The sequence below is a fragment of the Nocardia sp. SYP-A9097 genome, assembly GCF_009649815.1.
Taxonomy (GTDB): Bacteria; Actinomycetota; Actinomycetes; order Mycobacteriales; family Mycobacteriaceae; genus Nocardia.
In genome coordinates, this window is the sequence record NZ_WJIC01000006.1 from 117,527 (window position 1) to 140,390 (window position 22,864).

The window sequence follows — 22,864 nt, forward strand, 5'->3', positions numbered from 1 at the left end:
CGGCGGTCGGGCAGCGCGGCGGCTAACCAGGCTGACCGGCGAGCGCCTGTGCCGCGCGGGGCCGGCCGATATAGGTGGATTCGCGGGGGATCGAGACCAGGTTCAGTTCCACCTGTGTGGTCCCGGTGCGCAGGACGATGCGATTGCCTGCCGCGCCGGGCTGCACGATGGACAGATCCGGGCGCGCGCCCGGCCAACCCAGCGGGTCACCGGCCAGGTAGAGGGTGGTGATTCCGGCATGTGGCGCGGGCGCGAGTACGCCGTCGACCAGCACGGCCGTGTATCCGGAGTCGGATTCGTGGGTGTCGGCGGCCAGTGTCAGGCGTTCCGGATTGCCGATGGTGGTGATCAAGTGCTCCCAGACCTGTGGGCGTTCGGTGCGCAGCAGGACCCGTTCGCCCACGGCCAGTGCGCGGAATACCAACTGCTGCGCCAGATACAGCTCACCGGCGAGGTACACGCTCGAAATGCCCTGTCCGACAAGGCGGACGGCGACACCATTACCCTCGTCGTCGGAGCCGAGCAGCTGTCCGCAGCCGGCCGAGGGCAGCTCCACGCTGTCGATCTCCGCGATATCGCGCTCCCGGGTGGGCACGGTGTCGTCCATTCCCGGTGCGGCGAGCGGTAATTGGGCGAGCAGGCCCTCGAGGTGTCGGCCGTTCATGGAGATCATGTGCGGTTGCAGCTGCTCCTCGGGCAGTTCCCGTGCCGTGAGCCGCCAGGCCGCGCCGAGGCGCACGGTCCCGGCCGAGTTGCCGGGGCGCAGGCGTACCGCCACGGTCGTGCCGCGGGACGCCGGAACCCACAGTCGCGCAAGCTGTTCGGAGTCCAGTCGACCGGGCGGGACGGCGGCGCCGATATTGACGCTGTTGCCGAGTTCGGCGTACCGCCAGTGCTGGGTGAGTTCGCGCGGGTCGGCGCCGGCGGTGATTTGCAGTGTGGCCTTGGTGATTTCGGGTGCGGTGAGGATGCGCGCCGGGCAGTCGGCGTCCTCGAGGATGCGCAGTATGCGCTGGGTGGCAATGGTAACCGTGCGGCACGCGCCGGGCAGTCCGCCGCCGCGCCGGTCGGCGGCATCCGGGCAGAGCAGTGGGTCGAAGGCGATGGCCAGCCAGACGGTGCGGTGCGCGGTGGCGGGCAGTGGGCCGATGAGGGATTCGTAGATGGCTCCGGCGGGCGTACCGGAGCGGCTGCGGTGACCGTGCGAGACGATATCGATGCCGGCGAGCAGAATGTCGTGCCGGCTCAGGCTTTTCGCGAGTTCGGGCAGGGGCAGCAGGTGGGAGGAGTGGACGGTGCTGCGGCCGAGCCGGGTGAGTCCGCCCTTCGGGGGCAGCACCTCGACCACGGCGACCACGCGGCTGCCGTCTCGGAAGAGGCCGAGTGAGCGGCCGTCGCCGGCGCGAAAGTCGATGAGGTCGGCCACCGGGCGGGGGCGGCGGGCGCGGAAGCGCAGCCGGGTGGCGATCCATTGGGAAACTGGTCGTTTGCCAAGTGGCAAAAACAAGACCAGTCCGAATGCTATGGCGCTGCCCAATGCCACCCAGAACGGCACTCCGCACAGCGCGCACACGAGCAGAACGGCCACCGCGGTCACCTGTGCGACCAGCAGGTTCACCATGCCCACTCGGGCCATCACCATCCCCCAATTGCCGGGCCCGGCCACGCCCGATCCGTGGCCGAGTGCGAATGCGGATTCCCGGGAACTGTACTGTGTGCGGCGAACTCAATCACTGGTCGGGGGAGTTTTATGCCTTCAAAACCGACGACGCGATGGCAGGTCAGCGGCTATCGCTTCCTGGTTCGCCGCATGGAACACGCCCTGGTCCGCAGGGACGTGCGAATGCTGCACGACCCGATGCGCTCCCAGTCCCGGGCGTTCAGCGTCGGACTCATCCTCGCCGTCGTCGCGCTGGCGGGTTGCGGAGTGCTTGCTCTACTGCGGCCGCAGGACAAGATCGGCTCCAACAAGATCCTCATCGGCAAGGACACGGGGGCCGTCTATGTGGTCATCGACAATGTGGTGCATCCGACGCTGAACCTCGCCTCGGCGCGACTCGCGGCGGGGGAGCCCGCAAAGCCGGCGACGGTGCAGGAATCCGAGCTGAGTAAGAAGCCGCGCGGGCAGCTCATCGGGATTCCCGGCGCACCCGCCACGCTGAACTTCGAATCCGAGAGCAATGGGCGCGGCTGGACCGTATGCGATGTGCTGGCCAATGACGGCAGTCGCACGCTCACCACCTCGGTGCTCGCGGGCGATCCGGCGCTGGGGGAGAAGGCTGCTGCGCTGGAGTCCGGGAAGGCGCTGCTGGTACAGGGGCGCGATCACACGTATCTGATCTACGACAATCAGCGTGCGCAGTTGGATATGAACGATCGCGCCGTGGTGGACGCCCTCGATATTCGCGGTCACACACCGCGTCCCATCAGTGCGGGGCTGCTGAACGCGATTCCCGAAGTGCTGCCGATCATTGCGCCGCCCATCGCGGATGCCGGTGCGGCCCCGCACTATTCGATCGGTGAGCATCGCATCGGCGATGTAGTGCGGGTGCGCACGGACGGTAGGAACTACGTCGTACTCGCCGACGGATTGCAGCCGGTGTCGCCGCTGACCGCCGAAATCGTCCGTAACACATACCGTTCCACCGCCGTCGATGATCACATCGCCCAGGCCGACCGGACCGGCGCGCCCGTCTCCTCGGCGCTGCGGGTCGCGAACTATCCCGATAGCGCGCCGGGCATTGTGGACGGCAACGATCAGCCGGTGGACTGCCTGGCCTGGCAGCCCGTCGGCGCCGCCGACAAGGCCGACGGCAGCAAGCATGCCGACCTGACCGTGCTCACCGGCCATGCCGTGCCGATTCCGGATCGTGCCCGCCTGGTGCCGCTCGCGCAGGCCGACGGTAACGGGCCCGAGGTCGACGCTTTCTATATGAAGCCGGGTGCGGGGGCGTACGTGCAGACCACCGGGCTCGAACCCGATAGTCAGCGCCGCGACAGCCTGTTCTTCATCTCCGATTACGGTGTGCGCTACGGGATCAAAGACCTGGAGGCCGCGAAAGCCCTTGGTATGGACCCGGAATCGGTGCGGCCGGAGCCCGCGCCCTGGCCGATTATCGGCCTGCTCGCGCCAGGTCCGACCTTGAGCCGAGCGGCGGCCATGGTCGCCCACGATGGTGTCGCACCCGACCCGAACCCGGCGGGGCAGCCGGTCAAGGCGCAGAACTGAGCGACTGACAGGGCTATTCGGAGTGCATGCCGAATCGGCGGCGCAGGGGGAACGAGGCCAGGAAGCCGAGAATCAGTAGGAGACCGACGATTCCGGTGCCGATGAGGGCCACATCGCGGGCGGTGTTATCCGGTGCGGCGGGTTTTGCCGGGAGTGCGAGTTGCTTATCCCTGGCGGCATTGGATTGTTTGGGCGGGAGGTCTTCGGGGACCTCGGCGGTGAGGGCGGCGACGGGATCGACTGCGCCGTAACCGATATAGGGATTCCAGCCCTCGCCGGGGGCGTGCGCGGTCGCCTGGATGCGTTCGATGACCTCCGCGGCGGACATATCGGGGAAGCGCGAACGCAGCAGTGCCGCAACGCCGGATACGTACGGGGCGGCGAAACTTGTTCCGCTGTACTGGTTCACCTGGCCCTGATTGGTGACCTTGGCGGTGGTGAGGCCCGGACCGCGGGGGTCGAGGGAGACGATGTCCTCACCCGGCGCGGCCACGCCCACCCAGGGGCCGGGGACGGTGAATTTGGAGGGCTGGCCGAGGGCGTCGATGGAGCCCACCGAGAGCACGTACTCGTCCCACCAGGCCGGGGTCACATACGAGGTGATGTGGTTCCAGAGGTCCGCGTTCGGATGCAGTGGATCGATACCCGGATTGCTCGCCTTACAGGTGTCGGTATTGCCCGCCGAGGTCACTATGACGACGTCCTTGTTCACGGCCGCGTACTGCACCGCCGCGCCGAGCACGCCCATCTCGGTGCTCTCGGGTTCCTTTGCAGGACAGGCCACCAGGGAGATATTGATGACGCGCGCCCCGGCATCGGCGGCCCGGCGAATCGCGGAGGCCAGGGCGGAGATCTTGCCGTAGCCGTCCGGCATATCGTCGGGGCCCTTGTCCCGGCCCGCGCCCGCGGCCTGATACATGGCGCTGGTCTGGCGGATGGTCATGATCCGCGCCTCCGGGGCGACGCCCGCGAAGCCCTGGCCCGATTCCTGGTCCGCCGCGATGAGTCCGGCGACTATGGTGCCGTGTGCGTCGCAGTCCTCGGTGCCGTCATCGGAATCGGCGACATAGTCGCCACCGGGAATCAGGCCCGGCAGGCGTGGATGCGGGGATACACCGGTATCGATGACGGCCACCAATTGTCCTGCGCCACGCGAGAATTGCCAGGCATGCTCCAGATCCAGGGCGCGCTGAGTCGGTGGGATCGTCGGGCCGTCACCACCCGCCTGAGTGCTGATACAGGGGGAGTTGGCGGGATGCTCGGTCTTGCCCGGCGGTGCCGCGGGTCCGCCCGGCGGTAGGAGTCCGGGGTTGATCGCCGGTGGCCGATCCGCCTGCGCCACACCGGGCTCCGCACCCATACCGAACGAGGCCAGGGCGAACAGTGCCGCGGTCGCGGCGGCAACTCGCAGCCCTCTAACCTGAAACCCTTTGCTATTCACCGCATTACAATCCGCGCACCAGCGAATACAGGTCGGTCACCCAGAACACCAGCGGCACAACGGCGGCGACGAAGGCGTATTCGAGAAGTTCGACCGCCCGCCGCATGGGCGGGGTGGCCTGCTGACGCGGGACGATGGTGCCCAGCACCAGCGCCGACACCAGTAGCACCAGGGCCGCGCCGAAGACGGTGAGCGGCTGGCTGATCAGGAATGCCGCGCCGCCCAACAGGATCAGCAGGATGGCCGCGCCACCGGCAATGAGCACCACGGCCTGTTCCGCGCCCGCGTAGGTCCGGCTGCGGAACATGAGTACGACCGCGCAGACCAGGGCGAGTGCCAGGCCGGGCCAGTACACGCTCTCGGTGCGCGGATCGGTCGCGGCGAGTGCGCCCGCGGCGACCACGAGGGTGGTGGCGGCGACCAATCCGGCCAGATACTCCCGTGCCCGTTCGGATTTGGTGCGTAGTGCGTCGAGGCTGGGCAGGGCGCGGTGGTCGTCCGGATCGTCCTCGGTGGGGTCGATCGGGGTGCCGGGTGCGGGCACCGGCGGCAGCGGCAGTTTGGCCAGCAGTATGGAAAGCCTTGGCGCGAGGGACAATCCGGCCAGGCCGAGGGCGGCCGCACCCGCGCCGATGGCCTTGGTCGGCACATGCGTGAGCAGTCCGACCAGCGATGCCGGGATGAGGTACACGGCCAGGGTGGTGGCACCGATGAACAGGCCCGGGCCGACACCGCTCACCCGCCACGCGAGAATCGCTGTGGCGCCGGTCAATACGGCTCCGAGCAGCAGATTGGCCCAGCCGTAGTGATCGGGGACGAACAGCGTGCCCGCAGTGAAAGCGGCCGGTAAGGCGCAGCCGCCCAGTACAAGTGCGCTCGCGGTATCGCCGTACATGCGGCCGAGCACCAGGCACGCCACCACCAGCAGCAGCGCCACGAAGAGCGCCACGGTGCCGCTCACCCAGCCGGGCACCGCATCCGGGGCGGCCAGCAGGCCGAGGCAGCCCGTCAGCATGGTCAGTACCGCGAGTATCGAACCGGTCAGTCGCGCGGTGCGGGGTGTCCAGCCGCGGAAGTGATCGGCATCGGCGATGGCGACGTTGTACATGATGTCGTCGAACAGCGGGGTGGGTGCGGTGTGCTCGGCGCTCTCCAGCATGAGCAGTTCACCATCGCGCACACCCTGTTCGGCCAGGCTGAGGGAGTTGGAGAGCGGCGGCCGGCCGATGCGGGCCAGTACCCATTCGTGTGGTTCGAAGTGTTCGCCGTCATTGTCGAAGTCGTTGGCCAGGCTGTGCTGGGCGACCATATCGACGACGCTGGGAATGACCAGGGCGACCGGCACATCCACCGGAATCGCCATATCGACCTGGGTGTGCTTGGCGAGCAGGGTGACCCGGGCCAGATCCGGCGCGCGGACGATCCCGCGAGCGTCGTCTATATGGTCCATGCGCTGCTGGGTCATATGTCCTCGACTCGCGGCTGTGTCACGCTGGCGCCCCCGAACGGTTCGGTGCGATACCCGGTCCGTATAAATGCTGACCAGACTGTACGGCATCGAGGTCGCCGGCCGTACACTGAGCCCCGCAATCCTGACCTTCGATGGGGGCTTCAGTACGCGATGAGCACCGTCCGTTTCCAGCGCCGTCCACGCCGGGAGATTCCGCGCTCACCCGGCGGTGAGGTGACGCTGCAGCCGCCGCCGGAGATTCCTCGCAATATTCCGGCAAACCTGTTCGGCAAGCTCATGCCGGTGGTCATGGGCGTCGGCATGCTGGGCATGGTCGCGCTCATGTTCACCTCGGGCAGCGGTATCGCCACCAATCCGATGAGCCTGATGTTCCCGATGATGATGGTCTTCTCCATGGTCGGTATGTACGCAGGTCAAGGCGGTAAAGGGCAGAAGGCCGCCGAGGCGAACGAGGATCGCAAGGACTATCTGCGCTATCTGGATCAGGTCCGCCGCGATGTCGAGGAGACCGCCGGGCAGCAGCGCGCCGCGGTCGAGTGGAGTCACCCGGAACCAGGGCTCATCTGGATGCTCGCGGGCACCACGCGTATGTGGGAGCGACGCCCCGGCGACAAGGATTTCTGCCATGCCCGCATCGGGCTCGGCAGTCAGCGGCTGGCCACCCGGCTGGTGGCCCCGGAGACCGGTCCGGTGGAGGAGCTGGAGCCGATAGCCGCGGTGTCGCTGAGACGCTTCGCGAGGACCCATTCGACGGTCCCGGACCTGCCCACCGCGCTCGCCGTGAAGGGCTTCGCCAGTGTGCAGCTCACCGGGGACCGGGCGCAGGCCCGCGAGATGACGCGGGCAATGCTACTGCAGCTGGCCATGTTCCAGGGTCCGGATCAGGTACTTGTAGCCGTTGTCTGCGGACCGGACACCGCCCGTGAATGGGAATGGGCGAAATGGCTGCCGCACACCCAGCATCCGGACGCGCAGGACGGCGTGGGCAGCGAACGCATGGTGTACGGGTCCATTCGTGAGGCGCACGCGGGACTGGCTCCGCTGCTGTACAACCGGGTCCGGTACTCGCGCAATCAGCCGCCCAATCCGAATCTGGTGCAGATCGTGCTGGTGGTCGACGGCGGGCTACTGGAATCCGAGGAAGATACCTTGCGGGAGAACGGATTCGAAGGCGTCACCGTGGTCGACCTGAGCGGGTACGCGCCCCGGCTGGCCGCCTCGCGCGGAATTCAGATGCTGGTGGAGAACGGCGAATGCGCCGGACGCGGACCGACCGGGACGATGGAGCGATTCGCCGTCATCGACCGTATTACCGCGCGCGAGGCCGAACAGGCGGCGCGGCGGCTCGCACCGTATCGGGCGGCGGTACAGCGCGCCGGGGAGTCCGGTGGTGAAGAGGGCGAGGTCATTTCGAGCTGGTCGCAGCTGCTCGGACTCGGCGATATCGGCACCTTCAATCCGGAGAGCACCTGGCAGCCGCGGTATGGGCGCGAACGACTGCGGGTGCCGTTCGGGGTCGGCGCGGACGGGCTGCCGGTGCCGCTCGATATCAAGGAGGCCGCCGAGGGCGGTATGGGCCCGCACGGGCTGTGTATCGGCGCGACCGGCTCTGGTAAGTCGGAATTCCTTCGCACACTGGTGCTTTCGCTCATTGCCACGCACTCGCCGGATCAGCTCAACTTCGTGCTGGTGGACTTCAAGGGTGGCGCGACCTTCCTCGGATTGGAGGGGGTCGCGCATGTGGCGGCCATCATCACCAATCTCGAGGAAGAGGCCGATCTCGTCGACCGTATGCGGGACGCGCTCGCCGGTGAGATGAACCGCAGGCAGGAAGTCCTGCGTGCGGCAGGCAATTTCGCCAATGTCTCCGAGTATGAGAAGGCGCGTGCGGCGGGCGCGGACCTCGATCCCATGCCCGCGCTCTTCGTGGTTCTCGACGAGTTCTCCGAATTGCTTTCGCAGCACCCGGATTTCGCGGAGCTGTTCACCATGATCGGGCGATTGGGGCGATCACTGCATGTGCATCTGCTGCTGGCTTCGCAGCGGCTGGAGGAGGGGCGGCTCAAGGGTTTGGAGAGCCATCTGTCCTATCGGATCGGCTTGAAGACGTTCTCCGCCAATGAATCCCGGCAGGTGCTGGGTGTGCCGGATGCCTACAATCTGCCCGGTAATCCCGGCGGCGGTTACCTGAAATCCGACTCCGGGGAGATTGTGCGCTTCCAGTCCGCATACGTGTCCGGGCCGTATGCCGGGGTCGGGTCGCAGCGGGAACTCGCCGAGGCCGCCGTGGACGGTGATATCGATATCGCCGCACGGCCTTTCACCGCGACGCAGGTGGATTTCCGTGCGGAGGACCGTATTCCGCTGCCGGTGCAGCTCGCCGAGGTGGAGCAGCAACCCGAGGCCGATCAGGTCTCCAATCTGCAGATGCTGGTGTCGCGGGTGCGCGAGCACGGCCGGCCGGCACACGAAATCTGGCTGCCGCCACTGGATGCGGCGCCCACCCTCGACCAGCTGGTGCCGCGTTCGGTGCTCACCGGGGACTGGAATCCCATTGCCGCACTGCGCGCGCCCATCGGCATTGTGGATCGGCCCTACGATCAGCGCCGCGATCCCATGGTGGTGGACCTGTCCGGATCGCGCGGCAATGTGGCGGTCGTGGGCGGGCCGCAGTCCGGTAAGTCGACGGCGCTGCGGTCGCTGGTCATGGGAATGTCGTTGACGCACACCGCCGAACAGGCGCAGTTCTATCTGCTCGACTTCGGCGGCGGCACCCTCGTCGGCCTGCAGGGACTGCCGCATGTCGGCACCGTCGCCAGCCGGATGGAGAGCGACAAGGTACGGCGCACGGTCGCCGAGATGGTGACCATAGTGCGGCAGCGGGAGGCGCGCTTCCGGCAGCTCGGCATCGAATCCATGGCGGAATTCCGGAGACTGCGGTCCATGGAACCGGGCAGTAGCGCGGCCGCGGCGGGGGCGCACGAGGATCCGTTCGGGGACGCCTTCCTGGTGATCGACGGATACGGCACCTTCCGGCAGGAGTTCGAGGCTCTCGAACAGACCGTCATGAACCTTGCGGTGCAAGGACTTTCGTACGGCGTGCACGTGGTGATCTCTTTGGCACGATGGCCGGAGGCGCGGCCCGCGCTCAAGGATCAGATCGGCACCCGCATCGAATTGCGGCTCGGTGATCCGATAGACTCGGACCTCGGGCGTAAATTCGCGGCGCTGGTGCCGCAGGGCCGACCCGGGCGCGGTATGACCGCGGACCTGCTGCATATGCTGACCGCGCTGCCGCGTGTCGACGGCGATCCCAACCCGGCAACGCTCGGAATCGGTGTGGCACAGGCTGTTTCATTGATCGCCGAACGTACCCCCGGCCGCCCGGCCCCGCGCGTGCGCATGCTGCCCGAACGCCTGCAGCGTGCAGAGTTGCTCGCCTTGGCGGGAGCGCGCGAGGAGCACGCCGCCGATCCGGCGCAGCCCACACTGCGTTTCCCGATCGGTATCAATGAATCCGAGCTGGCCCCGGTGCATCTCGACTTCGCGACCAGTCCGCACTGCGTGGTCATCGGCGATTCGGAGAGCGGGAAGACCACACTGCTGCGCTCGATCGTGCAGTCGATCTGCGCGAACAACACCCCGGATCACGCGCGCATCATCATGGGCGACTACCGGCGCACCATGCTCGGCACCGTCCCGGCGGGCTATCTCGCCGGATATGGTTCCACCGCACCACAATTCACCCAGCAGATGACCGATCTCGCGGCGTATGTCACCCAGCGCATGCCCGGCCCGGATGTCACGCCCCAGCAGCTCAGGGACCGCTCCTGGTGGAAGGGTCCCGAGCTGTATGTGATCGTCGACGACTACGACCTGGTCGCCACCGCCACCGGAAACCCGCTGCACGCGCTGGTCGATCACCTTGCGCACGCCCGCGACCTCGGCTTTCATCTGATTATCGCCAGGCGCTCCGGTGGTGCGGGCCGCGCCCTCTACGAGGCCACCATGAACCGCTTGAAGGAACTCAACTCCGCGGCATTGATCATGAGCGCGAGTCGAGAAGAAGGCATCCTCTTCGGCAACACCCGCCCCTCCCTCATGCCCCCGGGCCGCGGCACCTACGTAACCCGCTCCGGCGAAGACCTCATCCAATTGGGTTGGCTGCCCCCTGCTTGAGGTGAATCCCGGCCAAAAACATGCCGGGATGACGAGGGGCTCTCGCGAAAAGCGCTCCCCGGCAGTCATGCCGGGGAGCGCCTCTGTTTTAGCCGTTGTGGCTTCGGCTCAGAACAGGCCCGCGAGGGCGATGTCCTTGGCCTGGAGTTCGGCGTTGCCGGTGCGGACCAGGGTGCCGGCGCCGGAGAGGGTGGCGTTGAGCTGGCCTACGTGGGTGTTCCACATGCGCTGCATATCGGCGAAGGCCTCGTTGGTCGAGCCCTTCCAGTTGTTGGTGACGAACTCCTCCACGCTGCGGTGGAAGGCTTCGAGCTGGTCGCGAATGTGCTCGGCACGGCGGATGACCGAGTTGGCGCCGTCGGCGACGCCTTCGAAGTGGGCGGAGATGACCTGGCCGTTGGCTGCTGCCATTGTGATGTCCTTTGTCGTCAGGAAGAGGAGGGCCGGATTTAGACCGGGGGCAGATCGAGGCTGGAGACCTGCGCGTTGATCTGGGACTTGTAGTCCTGGTCGTGGTCCTCGTACTGCGAGCCGACCTTGATCAGGTTCTCGGCGGTCTGCGCCAACTTGTCATTGAGCTTGTCGGCCTGGAAGTAGTACCGCTCCATGAAGGCGTTGAAGGCGTCCCGCGCCCCACCCTGCCAGTTCGAGCCGACCGTCATATTGTCCTCATCGCGCTCGAGATCGGCGATGGCGTGCATGAGCATGTCGTGGGTCTTCTTGAACTCCTGGGCCTTGGCCTGGATGAGCTCATTACTGGCTTCGAATGCACCGGCCACGGTGCCTCCTTTCGAGTATGTAAAGCACACTGCGCGGGCTGGGAGACCTCTACAACCTGATTAGACGGAAGTCACGGCCCGGCGGTTCCACCCCTGTTACAGAAATTCGCCAGCACACTGCCGAAGGATTGGCCTCGCTGACCAGTGCGTACGTCACATAATGGTTACCACGTGCTGTTCGCCAATAATGCGTACTGGGCGTTCGCTCGTTGATGTGCATCGCTCAACTGGTCGCTCTCGACCGTGGCCACATATCGGCTATATGTGACCACGCACCGGAACCGCTTTGTGGAGTAGGAGTCCTTTATGGGGCTTTCACCGCATTTGGCATTCGGCAGCACGGACGGCGCTGCCGCCGCGTTCGGGTAGGTCTTGTCCAGAATCACTCCGGCCAGCGCGATCGCGGCCGCGGTATCGCGGGCACGATAGAGCATCGAACTGCTCGACATCTCGGAACTCCGGGAGAAGCGATCCACCCCGTTTTCGTTCAGGACGCGAGTCCAATGGTCCTGATCCGCTATCTGATTCAGGAATCCGCGCGTTTCGGAGACGTACTGGGAGCTGCGGTCCGGCATACCGAAGGCACTGGGGTTCAAGGTGCGCCGCATCATGCCGTCCGGGTCGTACGGCAGGCGCAGTGCACCCTCTTTGCTCAGCGGCGGCAACCCGTCCAGCAGCGCCAGTTGGACGTCGTACACCCGCTCGGTCAGTGCGGTCAACTGCGCGATATCGGGGAGGTTCACCCCGACCACCACATTGACCACGTAGTCGCCGTGCGCGAGCGTCGATCCCATGGTGGGCTGGTCCGGGCGCCAATGCGCGTGCGCGGCGGGATATTTCGGCACCGAGAGCCGCTGATTGCCGTCGGCGGCGACGTCGAAATCCGCCGCCTCCAATTCGATCGCCGCCTTGGTCGCCGCGGCCGCATCGGCGAACTGCACAACGGTCAGCACGGTGAAAGTGGTGTTCTCGGGCAGCTTTCCGTCCTTGCCTTGCGGCCTTTCCGCATTGCTCGCCGAGACGCCGAACAACATGCCATCGGTATCGAGTACGGGCCGTGCGGATTTTGCGAGCGCGGTCGCTCCATCACCTTCGATGAACGCTTTCATCCCGGTGCCGTAATCCAGTTTCACGTCGATCTCCGGACCGTTCGCGACATGATCGGCGAGCCGCATGGCCGCCAGGTTCAATCCCATTCCGAGGTCCGGATAATAGGTGTAGCGTTCCTCCAGCGGCGCTGTCGAATAATTGCCCACATCCAGTGTCCGTACATCGATTTCACCCGGTTGCGCGGTTCCGCCGACATTCGATCCGCACGCGGTCAGCGCGAGCGCGGAAATCGCCAGGGCCGCGCCGCGAATTCTCTTGCCACGCATTGCAGTTCCCCCCGTTTCAGTGCGCATTGACCAGAATGGTGTATTGGGCCGCAATGCGCTGCTGTGCGTCCAGCAATTGATTCGCGGACACCTCCGCCGCGAAGCGGCCGTAGGAGACGAAGCAATAGTGGTCGATGGCGCCGAAGGCCGGACCGGTGTATTTGCGGCACTTGGCATTCGGCAGATTCGGTGGTGACGCCACCGGCTTGAACAGGCGCGAGGTGGTTGCGTGCACATCGACGATATGGGCGGCGCCCGCCGCGTCCCGGGCTCGGTAGAGGTAGTTGCCGCGCCAGGCCACCCGGTCCACACCCGCCTCGTCGAAGAGCTGCTCCTCGTCCGCGCCCTGCACCACCTGGAGCCCGCCGTGCCGGTCGTAGATGCCGGGCACCCCGGCCTGCGTCGGGTCCGCGAGCACGGTCGGCAGCGCGCGAGCCATGACGCCGTCCGGATCGATCGGGATGTCCATCAGTTTGTCGAGCGGGGTCGCCGGAAATTTCGCGAGCGCGGGCGGTATGACATCCAGGCTGCGTTGTACACGGGTCACCAGTTTCGGCAGGTCGCGTTCCTTGATCTCGGACATGACGCTGTCGTAGATATCGGTGAGAATCACGAATCTGCCGGTGGCATACCAGGATCGGATGGGTCCGCCGTCATCGTGCTCGACCAGCGCGAAAGCGTTCGGATACTTGTCGATCGTGACCCGTTGCGCGCCGGCGCTGTTGTCCAGATCGGCCTGTCCGAGCGCCGATGCCGCGGCGGTCGCGGACTGGTCATCGGTGAAGAGCAGGACGATATTCTCCAGCTCGTAGGCGAGGCTGATCTTGTCGTCGGATTTGCCGCTGGTGACGAAGCCGCTCATGAATCCCGGTGCTGCGGCCCGCAATACGTCCGGATCGGCATCGATACGATTGTGGATGGCGGCGGAACCGAAGTCGACGAAACTGCGTACCGTCACGCTCATGGCCTGCGCCGGATACTTCACCTCCGGATCGACCTCCGACGGCAGCGGAATATAGCCCGCCAGTCGAAGTGCCTCCAGTTGCTTCGCCTGATCGAAATTGACCGGCTTGTCGTAGAACTTGGGCCGCGTGGCCAGATTACCCACATCCAGGGTGGACAGATCGATCACCGGATCGGCCGGTGCCGCGGGGGCGGCATCCGAGCCGCAGGCGGCGGTCAATGCGACGGCGAGTGTGGTGGCCGCGGATAGCGCCCCCCGGCAGAGCTTTCCCATATTCCCTCCCCAGCCCGTCTCCGGGCACTCCCTATTTGATTCGGTTGTGCAGCACCGGAATCAGTTTGTTCAGCAGAATCTGTTCCGAGTCCGGCGTCCAATTGCGCATGGCGGCGACCGCGGCCGGATCATCCAGGGGTATCACGATGGCGCGTGAGCCGGTGATCGCGCCGGGGAGGCCGAGTAGTCCACCGCCACCGGCCTTCTCATCGCTGCGCACCGCGACGATATAGGAGTCGTCGGGCACCGTCAGATCGCCGTAGCTGTCGGCCGGACGCGGTGAGGGCTCACCGTCCACGGGCAGGTATCGCGGGTTGTAGGCGAAGCCCAGGGCCTCCGTGAACTGCGCTTGCTCGGTGCCGGTCAGGTAGATCGAATACTTGTCGGAGGTGGATTGCCGTGCGACATCGACCAGGGTGATGGTCTTGCCCTGGAAGGCCGGATTGTCGCTGCGCGCCTTGGCAATCGAGAGTGGGCCACCGCTCGCGGTGGTGGTGATGGCGACCACAGTGGGTGCGGCCGGAGTGCCGGAGTGGTTGCCGCGCAACACCACAGCGCTGACCCCGATGGCCAGTGCCACCACGACCGCCGCCGCTGCTATGCCGATGTAGACCGTCCGGTGGCTCTTGCCGATGATCTCGGTGGGCTCGGAAGGGCTTGTGTAACCGGTGGTCTCGGTGGTCGAGGCGACCTGGATCGGATAGGTCGGCGAGGTGGTGGTGGAGACCGGGTTGTACCCCGGTGTCAGCGCATTCGCCGCCGCCTCGGTGAACTCCCGCGAGCTCGCGAAGCGTTCGGCCGGACGTTTGGCCAGCGCACGCGCGAAGACATGATCCAGGGCCTCGGGCAGATGCGGATTCACCGCCGTCGCACGCGGCGGCGGCTCATGCAGGTGCCCCATCATGACCAGCGCGGGTTGTGTTCCCGGATAAGGGTTTCGGCCCGTCACCAGCTTGAAGAACGAGCACGCCAAACTGTAGATATCGGCGCGATGATCGAGCGCCTCGCCGGACAGCTGCTCCGGTGGAGCATAGGCGATGGTGGCGACGAAACTGCCGGTCTGGGTGAGTTCGGTGGTGTCATCGGTGGATTTGGCGACACCGAAATCGGCGAGCAACGCCCGCTCGTCCTCACCGTCCGCGCTGGAGAGCAGGAAGTTGGCGGGCTTGATATCGCGGTGCAGCAACCCTTTTCGATGCGCGTAGTCGAGGCCGCGGCCGACCTGGGTGATAATGCCCAGTGCGCGTAGCGGATTCATGGCGGCCGGATCGCGTTTGAGCTCTGCGGAGGCGTCGGTGCCCGGCACATACTGCATGGCGATCCACAGCTGATCGTTCTCCTCGCCGCGATTGTGCACCGCGACGATATTCGGATGGTCAAGTCCGGCAACCAGATTGGCTTCCCGCTCGAAACGCCTGCGGAACTCCTGATCGCGGGAGAGGTCCGCCGAGAGCACCTTGAGCGCGTCCATGCGCGGCAGGCTCGGATGCTTGGCGAGATAGACCGTGCCCATCCCGCCGGAGCCGAGCACCCGCTCGATCCGGTAGCCGCCGACGATCGTGCCCGGACTCATCGCCATGGCTGGAACTCCTGATCTCGTGCGGCCACTGCACGCCGGAGCTTACCGATGCGGGCTACAGGCTGTTGGCCAGCAAGGCGTACTGCGCCGCCACCTTCTGCCGCACATCGGATTCGTCATCGCTGCTCACCACACCGATATAGCGTTTGTACGACACATAGCAGCGGTTCTTGAACTCGGAGTTGCTGTCGCCCTTGCTGTTCAGCTGCAGGCATTTCGCGCCGGGCACGTCATTGGGGGCCCCGACGCTGTCGTAGTGATCGGTCTCATCGGTGAGCAGGGCGGCCATGAGCGATTGCGCGCCCGCGTCGTCTCGGGTGCGAATCAGCCAGGCTTCGCCGACCGTGGCCAGGGCGTCCGCGCCGCTGTCGGTCACCGCCTGTCCGATCTTGGTCTGGTTATTGGCATTGTGGACGATCTTGGTGCCGCCGTAGACGGCGAAATCCTTGGGATCCGGAGTGCCGGAGCCACGTTCCTTGATCACCGCGCGCGCCAGCAGATTATTCGGATCCACCTTCAGCGCCGTCAGATTGCTCTCCGGAGTGGGCGTGAACTTGTCCAGCACCGGCACCTGCGCGTCGAAGGTTTTGCGCACCCAATCCAGCAGATCCTTCTCATCGGCCTTGGGGCGCTCGATGAACAGCGAGATCACATACTGCTTATAGGGCAGGAACGCGCCGACGGTCGCAATGCCCGGCCGCCAATGGACGAAGGCGTCCGGGTACTTGCCGAGGGGGAGCTTCTTGTTCAGATCGGGAGCGACACCGAAATCCGCGTCCTCGAGTTCGCGCGCGGCGGTCTTGGCGGTCTTGTCATCGGAGAAGCGCATCACCATATTGGTGACGCTGGTGCCCCCGGACTGGTTCACCCCATCGGGCTGGTCCGCGCCGCTGGCCGCGAAGGCGGTGATCAGGTGATTACGCTCCAGCACCGGCTGCGACGAGGTGGCGAGTCCGATTTTGGTGGCGTCGGCGGCATCCACGGTGGCGCGCCCACCGCCGCCGTAGACCAGGGCGGAGTCGATCTGCACCGTCGGCACCACCGCCTCCGACATCCGGAAACCTTCCAGCAGTGCGCCATTGGAGCCCGCGTCCTGCGAATAGGTGTGCCGGTCGACCGGATAACCGCCCACCGCGAGCGTGCGGACATCGAGCTCACCGGCGGTCGGGGTGCCACTCACGCTGCACGCGGTCAGTAGCAGGGCGGTGAGCGAAACACATGCGGCGAAGAGTGATCTGCGTGAATTCCGAACCATGTCAGGTCCTCGTTCCTCCCGTACGGTGCATCCAAAGTAACCGACCGCGCGCGCCGCCGGGCGGGGTCGCGGATCGCCGGACCCGGTGCGAAGTGGTCAACAGTCCATCGCGCCATGGCGGCCCGGACGCAACACGGAGCGGCAACGTAACCTGGTCGGTGTGCTGAACATCCCGCGCCGCGCGAACACCGGGGGCCGGTTCCATTGATGGATCGGCAGGTCGAGGTTGTCGCGGGCCCACATGTGGTCATTCGGGCGGCGGGGACGGTGATCCTGGTGGCGCACCGCGAACGCGGAGCGGTGACGGCGAATTCACCCGCCGTGGTGGCGGGCCACGCGCTCGCCGACCTCGTACTCGAGACGACCGAACAGGCGCCGGACGGACCCGGCCGCCTCATCGCGCGCCAGGCCACCCGCTGGCTGATGAAAGAGGCCGAACGCATCTCACCCGGCGTACCTGTGGAGTTCGGGATCCTCTCCGCCGCGGACACCGGCGGCATCGCCATCTTCCTGCACGGCTCCGTGACCGCGGTACTGGCCGGACGGGCAGTGGAGTACTACCGCGGCAGCGACGCCGCCTTCACCGTCGACCGCGTCGCGGCGCATCCGGAGCGCGCGGCGGCCCTGTTCGCCGAGGATGCCAAGCGCCGTATTCCGGAGCTACCCGACCGCGGAATAGGCTCTCTCACAGCGGGAATCGCGCAGGCCGGCGGCGCGATCGTCTGGTTCGAGGGTGAACCGGCGCGCACCTGGCAGCCGCGTGCAACCGCAGTGGGCACCCGGCCGCACACCGCCGGACCCCCATCGGACCAGGCCGCGCCTCCTCCGCCGACCGCGGCCTTCGACCCGGAGCCGGAACGAATTCCGCTGGACCCCAACCTGACTCCCACCCGCACCTCCAACCGGATTCCCGTCGGACTGGATTTCGATCCCGAATCGGACTCCGCCACACCCGGTTACGGCAGGCGATCCGAATCCGCCACCGCCGCACCCGGTTATGGCGGGCGATCCGAATCCGGCACGCCGGGGTTCGGTGGGCAAACCGAGGGGGATGCCGCCACCGCCGGCTATGACCCACAGGTCGAGTCTCGCTCCGCCGGTGCTGGTTCCGGCTCGCGACGGGACGGTGCGCCTACCGCCGGGCATGGTTCGCCATACGAGGCCGGGACGGGCCATGACCCGCTGGGTGATGGCGCGGACGGCTACGACCCGCATCGTGCGCCGACCGAGATGGGTGGGACCAATCCCGCGCCGAAGCCGGATCCGAGTCTGCAGCGGCGGCTGGAGGCGACCGCCAAGGCTACGACGCTCACCGTGAAGGTGCTCGGATTCAAGTGCGCGCGTGCGCATCCCAGTGATCCGCGGGCCGCGTTCTGTTCGGTGTGCGGGATGCCGGTCGATCAGACGCAGCAGGTCACCGAGGTGATTCGGCCCCCGCTCGGCATGCTCATCCTCGATGACGGGATGACGTACATGCTGGCCGCCGACGCGGTCGTGGGCCGCGATCCCGAGCAGTCCGAAGCGGCGCGGGCGGGCTTGGTGCCCTTGAAGATCGACGATTCCTCCGGCGGCATGTCGCGGGCGCACGCGGAGATCCGGCTGGTGAACTGGGATGTCACCGTGGTGGACCGCGGCTCCACCAACGGCACCCGGGTCCGGCTGCCCGGATACCGGGATTGGGTTCGCCTGCAAGCGAATCAGCCGATGATCCTGATTCCGGGCGCAGAGGTCATGCTCGGCAATCGCGTACTGCGCCTCGAGCCGGTCGCGCCGCCGCCGTTCGGTTAGTCAGGAATAGCGGGAGGTGCAGGTGTTCTGGGTGCCGAGGACGCCGGCGCGGAAGGCGTCTACTCGGGAGAAGCCGCTGGGGACGGTTTTGCCGTCGGTGTCGCTGGCGGCCAGGCCGTCGGTGAGCAGGCCGGAGACGGCTTCGTCCAGGTCGCCGGCGGAGAGACTGATATTGCCGTTGGCCTTGGATCGGTTGGGGTCGGCCAGCTTTCCGGTGATCACGCCTGCCAGGCAGGCCGCGCGCAGGCCGGTTTTCGCGCCCTTGAGGGCTTGTCCGGCGCTCTGCTGGACGGCCAGCGCGTAGCGGGAGATGTAGACGATGTAGGCGGTGAAATCGCCGGTTACCCTGACCGGCAAGCCATCCTGTTCGTCGCTGTTGGCCACTCCGCGATCGTGCAGGGAGGTCAGATCGGTGCCGATGGTATTGGTGGACGGGCAGTAGGTGACCGGTTCGGTGTCCTTACCGTTGCTGCAGGCCAGTTTCGCGCCGTCGAAGCTGTACTTGGGCTCCTTGGAGATCGGCATGATGTTCGCCATCGCCTTGGAGAGTTCGTCGAGATTGGTTCTGTCCACATCGGATTGGCCATTGGTGCTGTCATTCCCGAAGGACTGCGGCAGATTTCCGCGCCGCCGGTCGATCTCCTTGGAGTCGATGCCCTTACAGCCCTTACCGCCGTCGGTGAAGCCGATCTGCACCGCGGTGACGCGTTCGAACGCCGAGCCGTGCACACTATTCGGATCGCCCGGATTCTGATCACGAATGGCTACGGTGGCGGCCAGTACGGCGTTCAAGCCGTCGGAGGTATTGATGGTGAAATGCTTCGACTTGCCCTCGGCCACATTGCGAATGAACGCCCCCGCGAAGCAGTCGGCCTGCTGCTCCTTCACCAGGGTCGGTGTCTTGCGGCTGACGATATCGGCCATTGTTTGAATGGCATGCCCATATTCATGGGCCAGCACCATGACCACCGCCATCTTTCCGAAGGTCTCCTGCACCGTCGGCAGTAGCATGGCCCGATCCCAGCCGATGGACCCGTCGAGACTGCAGAACGCGGCATTCTGCAGCCGGTACGTGGTTTCCTTGCAGAACTGCACGGCCTGTGAGCGTGGCGCCTTCGCACTCCAGGACAGGAATTTGTCGACCGGTTTGAAGGCGCCGTCGAACTCGCGCGGATACTCACTCTGCCAATAGCTCTGGATGTCCTCGAGCGCGTTGAGTACCAGTTTGTCGATTTCCCCGCCATCGGAGTTCGAGGCCGTCAGCGTGGAATCCGGTGCGCCCGTGCGCGGCCCGTTGGGCCCGCTGGTGGTGGGCAGTCCGGCGACCTTGAACGGATCGTCGTAGATCGATACCGCGCGCCCGCGCACATCCCGGGTACAGCCGCTCAGCAGGACCGCGATGAGGGTGAGTACGGCCATGGCCACTGTTGCCCGGCGTGCGCGCATCCCCACGTCTTCTCCCTACAACTGCGGCCGTTTCCTCCCCGGAACCGGGCTCCCCGGGCGTTGCACCCGGTCCGAGCCCCACGCATATTATCCGCCGAACGCGGGGTTCGTTGTCCGGGCTACCGGGGCTCGGATCGGTTGCGATCCTGCCGGAGCGCGGGATTCGCGCCGTTGATCCGGTCCGCACAGACCGGTCGGTCTGGGTCCGCTTACTCCTGCGGCCCTGAGCGGGGCAGACGGTAGTATCCGGGCCATGTCTTCACCGGGGGCGCAGCAGATCACCGTGCGTCATGAAGGAACCGATCGAGTCTTCGACGCGAGCCAGCAGATCACCATGGGGCGGGCGCCGGAGGTCACGCTGTTCGTGGACAGCCCCCTCGTCTCGCGCGTCCATGCCACGCTGGCATGGCGGGGCAACGGGTGGGTGCTCGCCGACAACGGCAGTACCAATGGCGTTTTCGTGGACGCGCGGCGACTGAGCCAGCCCATCCCGATCGACCGGCCCATGCAGGTGCGGCTCGGCGATGCCATCACCGGGCCACTGCTGCACCTGATTCCGCGCGTCGGAATGCAGCAGATGCCGCCGCCGGCGCAGCCGCAGCAGCGCCGGGTACCGCCGCCGAACTTCCCGCAGCCGCAGCAGAACCCGCAGCAGAATCGGCCGCCGACACCGCCGCAGCAGCCGGTGCAGCGACCGCCCGCGCAGGGACAGCAGCCGATCAATTACGTGCGCCCGCCACGTTCGGGACAGCAACCCGCGCAGGGCATTCCGTCGCACGGAATTCCTTCGCAGGGCATGCCCGCGCAGGGTTTGCCGTCACAGGGCATGCCGTCGCAGGGCATGCCGTCGCAGGGCATGCCGTCGCAGGGCATGCCGTCGCAGGGCATGCCGTCGCAGGGTTTGCCCGCGCATGCCCAGCCGCCGAAATCCGGGCAACCGCCGCGCTCGGCGCAGCCGCAGTCGCAGGGCATGCCCGCGCACGCACAGCAGTCGGCCCCACAGCCGGTGCAGCCGGTCATGCCGTTGCATCCGGATGCCCCGGACAACATCAATATGACCGCCAAGGCCAGCGTCGCCGCCGCCCCACCGGTGCGCGCCCGCTCCGCCTCCGGTCCGGCCGCGCGCGCGGATCGAATCCCGCAGGGCGGCTTGCATATCGGCCGTACCAACGATAATCAGATCGTCGTCAACGACCCGCTGGCCTCGCGCCGCCATGCCCGGCTGCTGTCGGATCGCGGCAATCTGGCCATCGAGGATCTGGGCTCGGCCAACGGCACCTTCGTCAACGGCCGCCGCGAACAGCGCGCGGTGCTGCGCGACCGCGACATCATCACCATCGGCAATGTCGACTTCGAGGTGCAGCAGGGCACGCTGGTCCGCCGCGAGCGCCCCGCCGCCGAACAGGGTCTGCATGTGCACGGCGTCGGTTTCACCGTCGAGGGCAATAAGCAACTGCTCGTCGATGTGAATATGGCCGCCGGGCGCGGCACGCTTACCGCGCTCATCGGACCATCGGGCGCGGGTAAGTCCACACTGTCGAAACTCATTGCGGGAACGACACAACCGTCCGCGGGTGTGGTCACCTTCGAGGGGCGCGGCCTGCACGCCGAGTACGAGGCGCTGCGCTCCCGCATCGGCATGGTGCCGCAGGACGATGTGCTGCACCGGCAGCTCACCGTCAAGCAGGCGCTCGGGTTCGCCGCGCAATTGCGACTGCCCCCCGATACCAGCAAGGCGGACCGGCAGCGCGTCATCGACGGTGTGCTGGAAGAACTTTCACTCACCCAGCACGCGGACACTCGCGTCGATCGGCTCTCTGGCGGTCAGCGCAAGCGCGCGTCGGTGGCCATGGAACTGCTCACCGGCCCGTCCCTGCTGATTCTGGACGAGCCCACCTCGGGCCTGGATCCGGCGCTGGACCGGCAGGTCATGACTATGCTGCGCGAGCTCGCCGATGCCGGGCGCACCGTCATCGTGGTCACGCATTCGGTTGCCTGCCTTGACATGTGCGATCAGGTGCTGCTGCTCGGACCCGGCGGCAAGACCGCGTTCGCGGGGCATCCGGGCAGCGTGCGCGACTTCCTCGGCACCAGCGACTGGGCGGAGATCTTCACCCGCGTCGCCGCCGATCCGGATCGCGCCTTCGCCAATTTCCGCTCCCGCCAAGCCTTTGCGCCGCCGCCACCGGCGGTACAACCGGTGGAGAAGGCCAAACCGCCGAAATCCAGTCCGCTCAAACAGTTCTCGACGCTCTCACGCAGACAGCTGCGATTGATCCTCGCCGATCGCGGATATCTGGCGTTCCTGTTGATACTCCCGTTCGTATTGGGCGGGCTGTCCCTGGTGGTGCCGGGCAAGAACGGCTTCCAGAAGGGCGGCTTCACCCAGATGCCGGACGGGTCGTTCGTCATGACCGGCGGCAGCGAGGCACAACAGCTACTGGTCGTGCTGATCCTCGGCGCCTGCTTCATGGGCTCCACACTCACCGTGCGTGACCTGGTCGGCGAGCGTGCCATCTATTACCGCGAGCGCGCGGTCGGACTGCGATCCGGGGCATACCTGATGTCCAAGGTCGTCGTGTTCAGCATTGCCGCGCTGCTGCAGGCGGGCGTCATGATGGGCATCGTGCTCGCGGGCAAGAAGCGGCCCGGACCCGGCGCGGTGCTCTCCGCGGGCAGTGCCGAGCTGTACATCGATATCGCCTTGACCGCGGTCACCTGTGTGGTCGTCGGCCTGCTGCTGTCCACCCTCGCCAAATCCAATGAGCAGGTGATGCCGCTGCTGGTGGTCGTCATCATGTGCCAGCTGGTGATGGCGGGCGGCATGATTCCGGTTACCGGCCGTGTTGTGCTGGAACAGGTTTCGTGGCTGTTCCCGGCCCGCTGGGGTTACGCCTCCGGCGCGTCGACGGTGAACATCCGGGAACTGTTCCCGAGCGCCCAGGCCGACGCGTTGTGGAAACATACGGCGAACATCTGGTACCTCGATGGCGGAATGCTGCTGGGGCTGACCGTACTGTTGTCACTGCTCACCTGGTCGCGACTGCGGCTGAAGAAGTCCGCCTCGTGAACGAGCGCGGCGTG

General features: G+C 66.5%; 14 protein-coding genes. 4 read left to right on the forward strand and 10 right to left on the reverse strand.

Features of this window, described 5'->3' with window-relative positions; translation table 11 throughout:
• Window positions 1-22 precede the first annotated feature (22 nt).
• Window positions 23-1,666, reverse strand: coding sequence for a type VII secretion protein EccE (eccE, locus tag GFY24_RS14875; protein WP_309230863.1), 1,644 nt, complete (start codon window positions 1,664-1,666; stop codon window positions 23-25).
• A gap of 84 nt (window positions 1,667-1,750) precedes the next feature.
• On the opposite strand from eccE, the gene eccB reads away from it, so the two are divergent.
• A complete protein-coding gene (gene eccB, locus GFY24_RS14880; protein ID WP_153805647.1) occupies window positions 1,751-3,229 on the forward strand; it encodes a type VII secretion protein EccB in 1,479 nt (492 codons plus the stop codon).
• A 13-nt stretch (window positions 3,230-3,242) separates the two neighbouring features.
• Here eccB and mycP read toward each other — a convergent pair whose 3' ends face one another.
• Window positions 3,243-4,589, reverse strand: a complete 1,347-nt coding sequence (mycP, locus tag GFY24_RS14885; protein ID WP_153805865.1) for a type VII secretion-associated serine protease mycosin — start codon at window positions 4,587-4,589, stop codon at window positions 3,243-3,245.
• 85 nt (window positions 4,590-4,674) lie between these two features.
• Window positions 4,675-6,135: a type VII secretion integral membrane protein EccD gene (gene eccD / locus GFY24_RS14890; RefSeq protein WP_153805648.1), complete on the reverse strand. Its 1,461-nt coding sequence runs from the start codon at window positions 6,133-6,135 to the stop codon at window positions 4,675-4,677.
• 156 nt (window positions 6,136-6,291) lie between these two features.
• Here eccD and eccCa point away from each other — a divergent pair, with 156 nt between their 5' ends.
• Window positions 6,292-10,320, forward strand: coding sequence for a type VII secretion protein EccCa (gene eccCa, locus GFY24_RS14895; RefSeq protein ID WP_153805649.1), 4,029 nt, complete (start codon window positions 6,292-6,294; stop codon window positions 10,318-10,320).
• 108 nt (window positions 10,321-10,428) lie between these two features.
• Here the strand turns inward: eccCa and GFY24_RS14900 are convergent, their stop codons facing one another.
• The 6 genes from GFY24_RS14900 to GFY24_RS14925 all read right to left on the reverse strand — a co-directional run bounded on the left by GFY24_RS14900 (window position 10,429) and on the right by GFY24_RS14925 (window position 16,546).
• Window positions 10,429-10,731, reverse strand: a complete 303-nt coding sequence (locus tag GFY24_RS14900; RefSeq protein WP_153805650.1) for a WXG100 family type VII secretion target — start codon at window positions 10,729-10,731, stop codon at window positions 10,429-10,431.
• Window positions 10,732-10,769: 38 nt separating this feature from the next.
• Window positions 10,770-11,099: a WXG100 family type VII secretion target gene (locus GFY24_RS14905; protein ID WP_153805651.1), complete on the reverse strand. Its 330-nt coding sequence runs from the start codon at window positions 11,097-11,099 to the stop codon at window positions 10,770-10,772.
• 164 nt (window positions 11,100-11,263) lie between these two features.
• Complete coding sequence (locus GFY24_RS14910) at window positions 11,264-12,475, reverse strand: hypothetical protein (protein ID WP_153805652.1); 1,212 nt, start codon at window positions 12,473-12,475, stop codon at window positions 11,264-11,266.
• A gap of 16 nt (window positions 12,476-12,491) precedes the next feature.
• Window positions 12,492-13,712 carry a hypothetical protein gene (locus GFY24_RS14915; RefSeq protein WP_153805653.1) on the reverse strand — a complete coding sequence of 407 codons (1,221 nt, stop codon included), beginning with the start codon at window positions 13,710-13,712 and terminating at the stop codon, window positions 12,492-12,494.
• A gap of 31 nt (window positions 13,713-13,743) precedes the next feature.
• Window positions 13,744-15,291, reverse strand: a complete 1,548-nt coding sequence (locus tag GFY24_RS14920) for a serine/threonine-protein kinase (RefSeq protein ID WP_153805654.1) — start codon at window positions 15,289-15,291, stop codon at window positions 13,744-13,746.
• Between the two features lie 55 nt (window positions 15,292-15,346).
• A complete protein-coding gene (locus GFY24_RS14925) occupies window positions 15,347-16,546 on the reverse strand; it encodes a hypothetical protein (protein ID WP_153805655.1) in 1,200 nt (399 codons plus the stop codon).
• Window positions 16,547-16,753: 207 nt separating this feature from the next.
• On the opposite strand from GFY24_RS14925, the gene GFY24_RS14930 reads away from it, so the two are divergent.
• Window positions 16,754-18,334, forward strand: coding sequence for an FHA domain-containing protein (locus tag GFY24_RS14930; RefSeq protein ID WP_153805656.1), 1,581 nt, complete (start codon window positions 16,754-16,756; stop codon window positions 18,332-18,334).
• On the opposite strand, the gene GFY24_RS14935 is transcribed toward GFY24_RS14930, so the two are convergent.
• Window positions 18,335-19,780 carry a metallopeptidase gene (locus GFY24_RS14935; protein WP_194852894.1) on the reverse strand — a complete coding sequence of 482 codons (1,446 nt, stop codon included), beginning with the start codon at window positions 19,778-19,780 and terminating at the stop codon, window positions 18,335-18,337.
• A gap of 253 nt (window positions 19,781-20,033) precedes the next feature.
• Between GFY24_RS14935 and GFY24_RS14940 the strand changes: the two genes are divergently transcribed.
• Window positions 20,034-22,850, forward strand: coding sequence for an FHA domain-containing protein (locus GFY24_RS14940; protein WP_153805657.1), 2,817 nt, complete (start codon window positions 20,034-20,036; stop codon window positions 22,848-22,850).
• Window positions 22,851-22,864 lie beyond the last annotated feature (14 nt).

What these genes read in the sequence shown, in the direction of transcription:
- GFY24_RS14910 (WP_153805652.1), bottom strand. Translation starts at nt 12,475, where the DNA reads ATGCGTGGCAAGAGAATTCGCGGCGCGGCCCTGGCGATTTCCGCGCTC.
- eccB (WP_153805647.1), top strand. Translation starts at nt 1,751, where the DNA reads ATGCCTTCAAAACCGACGACGCGATGGCAGGTCAGCGGCTATCGCTTC.
- eccD (WP_153805648.1), bottom strand. Translation starts at nt 6,135, where the DNA reads ATGACCCAGCAGCGCATGGACCATATAGACGACGCTCGCGGGATCGTC.
- GFY24_RS14925 (WP_153805655.1), bottom strand. Translation starts at nt 16,546, where the DNA reads ATGGTTCGGAATTCACGCAGATCACTCTTCGCCGCATGTGTTTCGCTC.
- GFY24_RS14900 (WP_153805650.1), bottom strand. Translation starts at nt 10,731, where the DNA reads ATGGCAGCAGCCAACGGCCAGGTCATCTCCGCCCACTTCGAAGGCGTC.
- GFY24_RS14935 (WP_194852894.1), bottom strand. Translation starts at nt 19,780, where the DNA reads ATGCGCGCACGCCGGGCAACAGTGGCCATGGCCGTACTCACCCTCATC.
- GFY24_RS14930 (WP_153805656.1), top strand. Translation starts at nt 16,754, where the DNA reads ATGGATCGGCAGGTCGAGGTTGTCGCGGGCCCACATGTGGTCATTCGG.
- eccCa (WP_153805649.1), top strand. Translation starts at nt 6,292, where the DNA reads ATGAGCACCGTCCGTTTCCAGCGCCGTCCACGCCGGGAGATTCCGCGC.
- GFY24_RS14915 (WP_153805653.1), bottom strand. Translation starts at nt 13,712, where the DNA reads ATGGGAAAGCTCTGCCGGGGGGCGCTATCCGCGGCCACCACACTCGCC.
- mycP (WP_153805865.1), bottom strand. Translation starts at nt 4,589, where the DNA reads ATGGGTGCGGAGCCCGGTGTGGCGCAGGCGGATCGGCCACCGGCGATC.
- GFY24_RS14920 (WP_153805654.1), bottom strand. Translation starts at nt 15,291, where the DNA reads ATGGCGATGAGTCCGGGCACGATCGTCGGCGGCTACCGGATCGAGCGG.
- GFY24_RS14940 (WP_153805657.1), top strand. Translation starts at nt 20,034, where the DNA reads ATGTCTTCACCGGGGGCGCAGCAGATCACCGTGCGTCATGAAGGAACC.